We start from the raw sequence: 10,993 nt of genomic DNA, 5'->3' as shown, positions 1-10,993 counted from the left end.
CGACTGGCGCCCCTTGTCGGTCGCCTGCAGAGGCGTGTCTGAAACTGCCCAACTGCTCAGGCGAACGAAACCCCTCTCAGAGCCCGTTCGCGCAGCGAACCACCCCAGCTTCAGCGCCGCAGCAGCCCGTTCGCGCAGCGAACACTCTCCGGCGAACGCTTCTTACCCAATGGTCATCAGACTCGCATTACCACCCGCCGCCGCGGTATTCACACTCAGCGAGCGCTCAATCAGCAGACGCTCAAGCAGAAGATTGGTTTCGCCACGGGCGAAGCCCTGCACCGAAACAATCGCGCCGTCACGCGCCGCGATCTGCTCACACAGGGTGCGCAGCTGATCGGCATCGCCGTGATAGATCACCGCATCAAACTCTGCCGCTAATGGATCACGTGCCAGCGTGATGCGCGCTTTCACGGCATCAGGCAGCGAGGCCTGCAGCGCGCGATGCAGCTCATCGTCCGGCCACAGCGCTTTACTGCCGACGCTGGTGACCGCAGCCAGCTGGATTAACGCATCCTGCTCATTGTCAGCCAGACAAAGCACCTGATCACGCGGTAGCAGCGAGAAGGTGTTACGCTCGCCGGTCGGGCCAGGCAGCAGACGGACGACGCCCGCCTGTGCCAGCTCGCCATAGTGCTGGCAGAGTTCAGCCAGTTCAGGCTTATCTTTCGCCCAGTTGCTCAGCGCCTGATGCGGTGCCAGCAGAGCCTGACGCAGCGTGCTGTCTGCCGGACGCTCGGCATCCTGACGATCAAAGGTCAGGCGCAGCGCGCCATCCGGACGACTGGCCAGCAGGCGGTAGAGATAGAGCGGACCGCCGGCTTTCGGACCGGTTCCGGATAAGCCTTCCCCGCCAAACGGCTGGACGCCAACCACCGCGCCCACCATGTTGCGGTTAACGTAGAGGTTACCGACACGGGCGTTGGCCGTAACCTGTGCGATGGTCTCGTCGATGCGGGTATGCACACCCAGCGTCAGGCCATAGCCGGAGGCGTTGATCTGCTCAACCAGCTTCGGCAGGTTGTTGCGGGTGAAGCGCACTACATGCAGCACCGGTCCAAAAATCTCTTTGTCCAGATCGCTGACCTGATTCAGCTCAATCAGCGTCGGTTTGACAAAGGTGCCGCTGGTCCACTCTTTGCTGTCCTGCGGGTTATCCTGAACCGCCTGGTAAACCGTGAAGCCCTTGTTACGCATCGCCTGAATATGGCGATCGATATTGGCTTTTGCCTCGGCATCAATCACCGGGCCGATGTCGGTAGAGAAGCGTTCCGGATTGCCCATGCGGCACTCCGCCATCGCGCCGCGCAGCATCTTCAGCGTATGGTCGGCGACATCTTCCTGAATGCAGAGCAGACGCAGGGCAGAGCAGCGCTGTCCGGCACTGTCGAAGGCCGACGCGACGATATCGATCACCACCTGCTCAGTCAGCGCGGAGGAGTCAACGATCATCGCGTTCATCCCGCCGGTCTCCGCAATCAGCGGCACCGGGCGACCGTGTTGATCAAGACGACCGGCCAGATTCCGCTGCAGCAGGGTGGCGACTGCGGTTGAGCCGGTAAACATCACGCCACGGACCCGATTGTCCCCCGTTAGCTGCGCACCAACGGTTTCACCCTGACCCGGCAGCAGTTGCAGCACGCCCGGCGGTACACCCGCATCCAGCAGGATCTGAACTGCCTGTGCGGCAATCAACGGCGTCTGCTCAGCCGGTTTGGCTAGCACGCTGTTGCCTGCTGCCAGTGCAGCCGCAATCTGACCGGTAAAGATCGCCAGCGGGAAGTTCCATGGACTGATACAGACCACCGGACCCAGCGGACGATGGGTTTCGTTGTCGAAATCGTCGCGCACCATACCGGCGTAGTAATAGAGGAAATCAACCGCTTCGCGCACTTCCGCGATGGCGTTGTTATAGGTCTTGCCTGCTTCACGCACCAGGATGCCAAGCAGCTGCTGCATCTGGCCTTCCATAATCTCTGCGGCGCGTTCCAGAATCGCCGCACGCTCCTGTGGTGGGGTGGCAAACCAGATCGGTCCGCTGTTCACGGCGGCATCCAGCGCCACAGAGACTTCCTGCTCTGTGGCTTCACGTACCTGACCCACACGATCGTTTGGTGCAGCCGGGTTCAGAATGTCGCGCAACTCACCCGCACCCGCTTCACCGTCGATCATCGGCTCGGCCAGGCAGGGCTGTGCAGCGCTGCTCAGCAGGGCGCTGGAGAGTGAGGCGAGACGGTGCTCGTTAGCCATATCCAGACCCGCTGAGTTGACGCGGTTCTCGCCATACAGCTCACGCGGCAGGGGGATCTTCGGATGCGGCAGGCCAATAGCGCCTTCGCTGCTCCCCAGTTTCTCGACGGCAGTCACCGGATCGGCTACCAGCTCATCAATCGGCAGCGAGGTATCGGCAATGCGGTTTACGAACGAGGTATTGGCTCCGTTTTCCAGCAGTCGACGCACCAGATAGGCCAGCAGGGTTTCATGGGTCCCGACCGGCGCATAGATACGACAGGGGCGATTCAGCTTGCCGTCCGCCACTTTGCCGACCACCTGCTCATACAGCGGTTCACCCATGCCGTGCAGACATTGGAACTCATACTGCCCCGGATAGTAGTTATTGCCTGCCAGCTGATAAATCGCGGCCAGGGTGTGGGCATTGTGCGTAGCAAACTGCGGATAGATCAGGCTGGGAACAGAAAGCAGTTTGCGGGCGCAGGCCAGGTAAGAGATATCAGTGTAAACCTTACGGGTGTAAACCGGGTAGCCTTCCAGACCTTCCATCTGGGCGCGCTTGATTTCGCTGTCCCAGTACGCGCCTTTCACCAGACGGATCATCAGACGACGGCGGCTGCGTTGCGCCAGATCGATCAGCTCATCGATCACAAACGGACAGCGTTTCATATAAGCCTGAATCACGAAGCCGATGCCGTTCCAGCCTTCCAGCTCTGGCTCGAAACAGAGTTTCTCCAGCATATCCAGCGACAGTTCCAGCCGGTCAGCTTCCTCTGCGTCGATGTTGATGCCGATGTCATAGGAGCGGGCCAGCAGCGTCAGTGATTTCAGAATAGGGTAGAGCTCTTCCATCACCCGCTCATACTGCGCGCGGCTGTAGCGGGGATGCAGAGCTGAGAGTTTGATGGAGATGCCCGGGCCTTCATAAATGCCACGACCATTCGACGCTTTACCGATGGCGTGAATCGCCTGCTGATAAGAGAGCAGATAGGCTTTGGCATCGCCTGCGGTCAGGGCCGCTTCGCCCAGCATATCGTAAGAGTAACGGAAGCCTTTCTCTTCCAGCTTGCGGGCGTTCGCCAGCGCTTCAGCAATGGTTTCACCGGTGACGAACTGCTCACCCATCAGACGCATCGCCATATCCACGCCTTTTCGGATCAGGGGCTCGCCGCCCTTACCGATGATGCGGTTGAGCGAGCTGGAAAGATTCGCCTCGTTGTGGGTCGAGACCAGACGGCCGGTAAACAGCAGGCCCCAGGTCGCGGCGTTGACAAACAGCGACGGGCTGCGGCCCAGATGCGATTGCCAGTTGCCGTTGCTAATCTTGTCGCGGATGAGCGCATCGCGCGTTGGCTTGTCAGGAATACGCAGCAGCGCCTCTGCAAGGCACATCAGCGCCACGCCTTCATGTGAAGAAAGAGAGAACTCCTGGAGCAGGCTTTGCACCATACCGGCGCGTCCGGTTGCACCTTTCTGGTGCCGCAGCTTGTCGGCGAGCTGATAAGCCAGCTGATGGGTTTTCTCTGCCAGCGCTGCCGGTAAGCGCGCCTGCTCCAGCATCATTGGCACCGCATCGGTCTCAGGACGACGCCAGGCGGCGGTCACTGCTGAACGCGTCACCGACTGAGGTAAAATCTGCTCTGCGAAGTCAAGGAACGGCTGGTGCGTCTCCTCTGGCTGGGTGTCGTCAGACTCGGCCGCCGCCTGGGCAGAAAGCGGGATCTCCGGCACGGCATCGCCGCTCTCCAGCTGGCCCAGGTAGTTAAAGATGGCCTGTTTAATCAGCCAGTGTGGCGTGCGATCAATACGCTGCGCAGCCAGTTTGATGCGCTCACGTGTTGCGTCATCCAGTTTCACACCCATAGTGGTTGTAGCCATGACTCCAGAGCTCCTTGATAGTGGTTCGATACGGCGTTGGCTGCACTATCACTTAAGTTGCAACTTTGTGCAACCGTGTTAAATGTGAGCCAGTTAACACCCTTCTTACATCGGCAATTGTTAAATCCCGCAATGCGGCACGGATATTGCTGCAAGATCCTCGCCAGGTCGGCAGGCCCGATAAAAAGCGGGTTTACGGCCGGTTATACAGAGGTATAACCGGATAACTGTGAGCGAGTGCAACCTATCAGCACGTTTTCACAAACGGTTAGTGAAATCACTGTAACGCCTGTGTTAAATCCATTGTGCGCGGAACGCCTTTCCGGCAGGATACCGCGCCGCTGGGAAATGACTGACGCCCTGACGAAGAAAATCGACCCGCTTTGCCCCGTTCCGGCAGGCGGGTAGCTGGCGATTTCTCTGGGATATCAAATAATAAGTGGAGAGACAGATGAGTGTAAGTACACCGATGCTGGTGACCTTTGTGGTTTATATTCTTGGGATGGTATTAATCGGTTTTGCGGCTTATCGCTCGACCAAAAACTTCGATGATTACATCCTCGGTGGCCGCAGTCTGGGTAGCGTGGTCACGGCACTCTCTGCCGGTGCATCCGATATGAGCGGCTGGCTGCTGATGGGCTTACCGGGTGCCATCTTCATTTCCGGCATCTCTGAGAGCTGGATTGCGATTGGCCTGACCATCGGTGCCTGGCTGAACTGGAAAATCGTGGCCGGTCGCCTGCGTGTTCAGACCGAGCATCACAATAATGCCCTGACCCTGCCGGACTTCTTTACCAGCCGCTTTGAAGACCACAGTAAAATTCTGCGCGTCATCTCCGCTATTGTGATTCTGGTATTCTTCACCATCTACTGCGCCTCGGGCGTGGTGGCCGGTGCGCGACTGTTTGAAAGCACCTTTGGTATGGATTACCAGACGGCTCTGTGGGCGGGTGCAGCGGCAACCATCCTCTATACGCTGGTGGGCGGTTTCCTGGCGGTGAGCTGGACCGATACCGTTCAGGCAAGCCTGATGATTTTTGCGCTGATCCTGACGCCGGTCTTTGTCATTATCGCAGTAGGCGGCTGGTCCGATTCGCTGACGGTGATTGAGGCGAAAAGCCTTGAAAACCTCGACATGCTCAAAGGGCTGAACTTCGTCGCGGTCATCTCCCTGCTCGGCTGGGGTCTGGGCTATTTCGGGCAACCCCATATTCTGGCGCGCTTTATGGCGGCAGATTCGCATCGCTCTATCCGCACCGCACGCCGTATCGGTATGGCGTGGATGGTGCTCTGTCTGGCGGGCGCGGTGGCAGTCGGCTTCTTCGGTATTGCCTACTTCCAGAACAACCCGATCCTGGCAACCGGCGTCAATGACAACGCTGAGCGCGTCTTTATCGAACTGGCACGCATTCTGTTTAACCCGTGGATTGCCGGCATTCTGCTGTCAGCGATTCTTGCTGCCGTAATGTCCACACTGAGCTGTCAGCTGCTGGTCTGCTCCAGCGCCCTGACCGAAGACCTCTATAAAGGCTTCCTGCGCAAAAATGCCAGTCAGAAAGAGCTGGTATGGGTAGGGCGTCTGATGGTGCTGCTGGTGGCGCTGATTGCGATTGCGCTGGCGTCGAACCCGGAAAACCGTGTGCTGGGCCTGGTAAGCTACGCATGGGCGGGCTTTGGTGCAGCGTTTGGTCCGGTAGTGCTGTTTGGCGTCTGCTGGAAGCGTATGAACCGCAACGGTGCGCTAGCGGGGATGATCATTGGTGCGCTGACCGTACTGGTATGGAAACAGTATGGCTGGCTGGGACTGTATGAAATCATCCCTGGCTTCATCTTCGCCAGTATCGCGATTGTGGTCTTCAGCCTGATGGGACGTGAACCCTCAGCCGAAGCGCAGCAGCGCTTTGCTGCCGCAGAAGCGGAGTTCCAGACCAAATAAGCGAAGCGTTAGTCATGAAAGCCCGCGCCGTAAGGAGCGGGCTTTTTTTGTTACAAAGATAAATCACCCAAAGATGAAATTATCTCCGCCGGTAACTTGTTTTTTTCGCAGCGATAATGATAATCGGTATCGTTTACACTTTACCTGATTTTACTGTTCATTGACGCTGCTTAACATTCAAGAGGTTGGCGATGTTTGTTCCTTTTCTCATCATGCTGCGCGAAGGGCTCGAAGCCGCGCTGATAGTCAGCCTGATAGCCAGCTATCTCAAGCGCACCCAGCGCACCCAATGGTTTCCGGCGATGTGGGCGGGCGTGTTTATCGCCGCTGCGCTCTGTCTGGGCCTTGGCCTGTTCATCAATGCCACTACCGGTGAATTCCCGCAAAAAGAACAGGAGCTGTTTGAAGGCATTGTGGCGCTGATTGCGGTGGTGATCCTCACCTCAATGGTGTTCTGGATGCGCAAAGTGGCCCGCAACATCAGGGTTGAACTTGAGCAGGCGGTGGATCAGGCGCTGCAACGTTCAGGGCGGGGCGGTCTGGCGCTGGTGCTGATGGTGTTTCTTGCCGTGGCACGTGAAGGGCTGGAGTCGGTGTTCTTCCTGCTGGCGGCGTTTACGCAGGATGTCGGTTATGCGCCACCGATTGGCGCGGTACTGGGGCTGGCAACCGCCGTGGTGCTGGGCATGCTGCTTTACTGGGGCGGTATCCGTCTGAACATGGCGCATTTCTTCCGCTGGACCAGCGTCTTCATCCTGTTTGTCGCGGCGGGCCTTGCAGCCGGTGCGATTCGCGCCTTCCACGAAGCGGGATTATGGAATCGCTTTCAGGATGTGGCCTTCGATCTCAGCAATACCTTATCGACCCATTCGCTTTTCGGCACGCTGCTGGAAGGCATTCTGGGTTATCAGGAGACGCCAAGCGTTAGTGAAGTGACGATTTACTTCGTCTACCTGATCCCGGCGCTGATTCTGTTCTTTATGCCTGCGCGTCCTGCTGCGTCGGCCACGGTGTAATCAGACATTTTTTTGGCGCGCCCGTCGCGCCTGCAACTTAACAGGGAATATCGAGATGACAATGCGTTTCCGCCGCAAGGCACTGCTGCTTCCTCTGCTGGCAATCTCCGCATCGGCGACCGCAGCGGTTCCTCAGGTTACCGTAAGCGTCAATGACAGGCAGTGTGAGCCGATGAGCCTGACGGTTAAGGCTGGCAAAACCCAGTTCCTGATTAAAAACAACAGCCAGAAAGCGCTGGAGTGGGAGATCCTCAAAGGCGTGCTGGTGGTGGAAGAGCGTGAAAACATCGCGCCGGGCTTCAGTCAGAAGCTGACCGCTAATCTGGAAGCGGGCGAATATGAGATGACCTGTGGCCTGCTGAGCAATCCAAAAGGCAAGCTGATTGTAAAGGGTGAGGGCGCAGCGACAAACAGCACTTCCGCACGTATGCAGCTGGAAGGGCCGATCACCGAATATAAAGCTTATGTAACGGAGCAGGTTAACCAGCTGGTGAGCAGCACTCAGGCGTTCACGGACGCGGTTAAAGCGGGCGATGTGGAAAAAGCCAAAGCGCTGTTTGCCCCGACCCGTCAGTACTATGAGCGCATTGAGCCGATTGCTGAGCTGTTCTCCGATCTCGACGGCAATATCGATGCCCGTGAAGATGACTACGAGAAGAAATCAGCCGATCCGAAGTTCACCGGTTTCCACCGTCTGGAAAAAGCCCTGTTTGCTGATAACAGCACCAAAGACATGGCGGACTACGCGGATAAGCTGAATAAAGATGTGAAAGATCTGCAGGTGCGCATCAGCGAACTGGCTTTCCCGCCAGCCAAAGTCGTCGGCGGCGCAGCTGGTCTGATTGAAGAAGTGGCTTCCAGCAAAATCTCCGGCGAAGAAGATCGCTACAGCCGCACCGACCTGTGGGATTTCCAGGCCAATATTGATGGTGCACAGAAAATCGTTGAGCTGCTGCGACCGCTGGTGAGCAAAGCGAATCCGCAGCTGCTGGCCAAAGTTGACGCCAACTTCAAAAAAGTGGATGCGATCCTGAGCAAGTACCGCACCCAAACCGGTTTCGAATCCTATGAGAAGCTGACCAGCGCCGACCGTAACGCGCTGAAAGGGCCGATCACCGCCCTGGCGGAAGATCTTTCATTACTTCGTGGCACTCTGGGTCTGGATTAATCATGAGTCGTAAGGAAGATGACGCGCAGCCTGCGCGTCGTCGTTTACTGAAAGGACTGGGTCTGCTGGGCGGCGCGGCGGCCATCGGCGGCGGCTGTCCGTTCCATACCGCTGCCGCTGACAGCTTTTCGCCGGGTACGGTGACGCCGCAGGCGCGACAGCAGACGCAGCCGTTTTATGGTCAGCATCAGGCGGGTATCACGACGCCCCAGCAGGCATCAATGATGCTGGTGGCGTTTGATCTGCTCAGCAACGATAAAGCCGAACTGAAGCGTCTGTTTCAGCTGCTGACCCAGCGTATCGCCTTTCTCACTGCGGGCGGTCCGGCACCTGCGGTCACCAATCCGCAACTGCCTCCGATGGATTCCGGTATTCTGGGGGCGACTATCGCGCCGGATAATCTGACGATTACTGTGTCGGTCGGGCATTCGCTGTTTGATGAACGCTTTGGTCTGGCGCCGCATAAGCCGAAAAAATTGCAGCCGATGACGCGCTTCCCCAATGATTCGCTGGATGCCAGCCAGTGTCACGGCGATTTGCTGTTACAGCTCTGTGCCAACACTCAGGATACGGTGATTCATGCCCTGCGTGACATCATCAAGCATACGCCCGACTTGCTGGGTGTACGCTGGCGGCGCGAAGGCTTTATCTCCGACCACGCGGCACGCAGTCAGGGGCAGGAGACGCCGATCAATCTGCTGGGCTTTAAAGATGGCACGGCGAATCCGGATACCCGTGATTCTGCGCTGATGAATCAACTGCTTTGGGTGACCGCGGACCAGGAAGAACCGGTCTGGGCACGCAACGGCAGCTATCAGGCCGTGCGGCTTATCCGCTTTCACGTGGAAATGTGGGACCGCACGCCGCTGGGTGAGCAGCAGACCATTTTTGGCCGCGAGAAGCTGAGCGGTGCGCCGCTGGGGATGAAGCATGAGCGTGACGTGCCGGATTACGCCCGAGATCCGGACGGCGATGTGATTGCACTGGATGCGCATATCCGCCTTGCTAACCCTCGCACGCCTGAGACGGCCAGCAGCCTGATGCTGCGACGCGGCTACAGTTACTCGGCGGGTATCTCCGCCTCCGGCCAGCTGGAGATGGGGCTGTTATTCGTCTGCTACCAGCACGATCTGGAACGTGGGTTTCTTACCGTGCAGCAGCGTCTGAACGGTGAAGCGCTGGAAGAATATATCCGGCCTTTTGGTGGCGGTTACTTTTTTGCTTTGCCCGGTGTCCCCGACGCCAGCCATTATTTAGCGCAGCCGTTGCTGGAGTCCTGATTAAATTTTAACCATCGCAGGCGGCTCATCCCTGACCGCCTGCCTTTTCGGTTTCAGCACTTTGCTTACTGAGTTTTCGCTGAGATTAAGCCATTGCCTGATATATATAAAATAATCTAAGTGACTGTAATATATGAATTTTACATTTATTCTTAAAAAAATAGTTACGTGTGATTAGCAATTCCTTTGCCAGCAGGTAAAATTACTATTGCAAAAGTCCAACGAAATGATGCACTTTATTCAACAGGCGTAATCGGATGTGTCGATGTATCACACTGGAGTTCGCGCATGGGTCGAGTCTTTTATGGAACGTTACTGTCACTGAATAAATTGCGCCTGACCGCGAGGACAATTCTGCCTCGTTATTTCTCCCTTCCTTCAACCATTTCTTTTGTCTTAGCACAGCCTGTTTTATCCGGTATTCAGCCACGCTATTGCGCTGCTGCATACCCACTATCCTGTCCTGTCATGGCTCAAAAGGAAGCCAACTGAAACCTCTAAAGCGTTCACGTAATCGCAACGGGCCACCGGCCTCGCGCAGGAAATGAAACCAACTGAAAGGTGCCACTATGGGAAGACAGAAAGCAGTGATCAAAGCGCGTCGTGAAGCGAGAAGAGTGCTTCGCAGTGACTCACGCAGTCATCGTCAGCGCGAAGAAGAGTCGGTCACTTCGCTGGTGCATATGAGTGGACTGGATGCCATTGGCATGGCGCGCGATACGCGCGACCGGCTGCCGATTGAAGCCCGTAATGAAGCTCAGGCGCACTATCTCAATGCCATAGGAACGAAACAGCTGATCTTCGCAACCGGTGAAGCCGGATGCGGTAAAACCTGGATCAGTGCTGCGAAAGCGGCTGAGGCCCTGATTAATAAGGATATCGACAGGATTATCGTTACGCGCCCGGTACTGCAGGCAGATGAGGATTTGGGCTTCCTGCCCGGTGATATTTCTGAGAAATTCGCCCCTTATTTCCGCCCGGTTTATGACATTCTGGTTAAACGTCTTGGCGCATCATTTATGCAATATTGTCTGCGTCCGGAAATTGCCAAAGTAGAGATTGCGCCCTTCGCCTATATGCGTGGCCGCACCTTTGAAAATGCAGTGGTAATTCTGGATGAGGCGCAGAACGTGACCGCCGCGCAGATGAAAATGTTCCTGACCCGACTGGGCGAAAACGTCACGGTCATTGTTAACGGCGATATTACCCAGTGCGACTTGCCCGCTGGGGTGCCTTCCGGTCTCGCGGACGCGCTGGCGCGTTTTGAAGAGGACGAGATGGTGGGCATTGTGCGCTTTGGCAAAGAGGATTGTGTGCGTTCTGCGCTGTGTCAGCGCACCCTGCACGCATATAGCTAGCGTTTGATTGAGTAGAAGTGTAGCGCCCAAACCCGGCCCCGGCCGGGTTTTCTTATTGTGGGGCAGCGTCGCACGCTCCGCTGTCCAGCATGCTGCGCATGCGGTCGTTCTCCGGCGGGGCTTCT

General features: G+C 57.0%; 6 protein-coding genes. 5 read left to right on the top strand and 1 reads right to left on the bottom strand.

Features of this window, described 5'->3' with window-relative positions:
• Positions 1–162: 162 nt before the first annotated feature.
• Positions 163–4,110 carry a trifunctional transcriptional regulator/proline dehydrogenase/L-glutamate gamma-semialdehyde dehydrogenase gene (gene putA, locus IBT54_RS24605; protein WP_201253283.1) on the bottom strand — a complete coding sequence of 1,316 codons (3,948 nt, stop codon included), beginning with the start codon at positions 4,108–4,110 and terminating at the stop codon, positions 163–165.
• A 451-nt stretch (positions 4,111–4,561) separates the two neighbouring features.
• Between putA and putP the strand changes: the two genes are divergently transcribed.
• The 5 genes from putP to phoH all read left to right on the top strand — a co-directional run bounded on the left by putP (position 4,562) and on the right by phoH (position 10,868).
• Positions 4,562–6,046, top strand: coding sequence for a sodium/proline symporter PutP (gene putP, locus IBT54_RS24600; RefSeq protein ID WP_201253282.1), 1,485 nt, complete (start codon positions 4,562–4,564; stop codon positions 6,044–6,046).
• A gap of 191 nt (positions 6,047–6,237) precedes the next feature.
• Positions 6,238–7,062 (top strand): iron uptake transporter permease EfeU, encoded by an 825-nt coding sequence (gene efeU, locus IBT54_RS24595; protein WP_095707018.1) that lies wholly within the window; start codon positions 6,238–6,240, stop codon positions 7,060–7,062.
• Positions 7,063–7,117: 55 nt separating this feature from the next.
• The gene (gene efeO, locus IBT54_RS24590) at positions 7,118–8,230 is read left to right on the top strand and encodes an iron uptake system protein EfeO (RefSeq protein ID WP_147789034.1); all 1,113 of its coding nucleotides are present in this window, start codon (positions 7,118–7,120) and stop codon (positions 8,228–8,230) included.
• A 2-nt stretch (positions 8,231–8,232) separates the two neighbouring features.
• Positions 8,233–9,510: an iron uptake transporter deferrochelatase/peroxidase subunit gene (gene efeB / locus IBT54_RS24585; RefSeq protein ID WP_201253281.1), complete on the top strand. Its 1,278-nt coding sequence runs from the start codon at positions 8,233–8,235 to the stop codon at positions 9,508–9,510.
• Between the two features lie 569 nt (positions 9,511–10,079).
• Positions 10,080–10,868 carry a phosphate starvation-inducible protein PhoH gene (gene phoH, locus IBT54_RS24580; RefSeq protein WP_003852284.1) on the top strand — a complete coding sequence of 263 codons (789 nt, stop codon included), beginning with the start codon at positions 10,080–10,082 and terminating at the stop codon, positions 10,866–10,868.
• The last annotated feature ends 125 nt before the right edge of the window (positions 10,869–10,993 follow it).

Origin of the sequence: Pantoea sp. S62, assembly GCF_016658625.1 — a bacterium.
Taxonomy (GTDB): domain Bacteria; phylum Pseudomonadota; class Gammaproteobacteria; order Enterobacterales; family Enterobacteriaceae; genus Pantoea; species Pantoea vagans.
The sequence above is the reverse complement of the archived record's forward strand: the minus strand, read 5'-3'. Positions and strand labels throughout refer to the sequence as shown.

Coding starts and splice junctions, on each gene's coding strand:
- putA (WP_201253283.1), bottom strand. CDS start 4,110: ATGGCTACAACCACTATGGGTGTGAAACTGGATGACGCAACACGTGAG.
- phoH (WP_003852284.1), top strand. CDS start 10,080: ATGGGAAGACAGAAAGCAGTGATCAAAGCGCGTCGTGAAGCGAGAAGA.
- efeU (WP_095707018.1), top strand. CDS start 6,238: ATGTTTGTTCCTTTTCTCATCATGCTGCGCGAAGGGCTCGAAGCCGCG.
- efeO (WP_147789034.1), top strand. CDS start 7,118: ATGACAATGCGTTTCCGCCGCAAGGCACTGCTGCTTCCTCTGCTGGCA.
- putP (WP_201253282.1), top strand. CDS start 4,562: ATGAGTGTAAGTACACCGATGCTGGTGACCTTTGTGGTTTATATTCTT.
- efeB (WP_201253281.1), top strand. CDS start 8,233: ATGAGTCGTAAGGAAGATGACGCGCAGCCTGCGCGTCGTCGTTTACTG.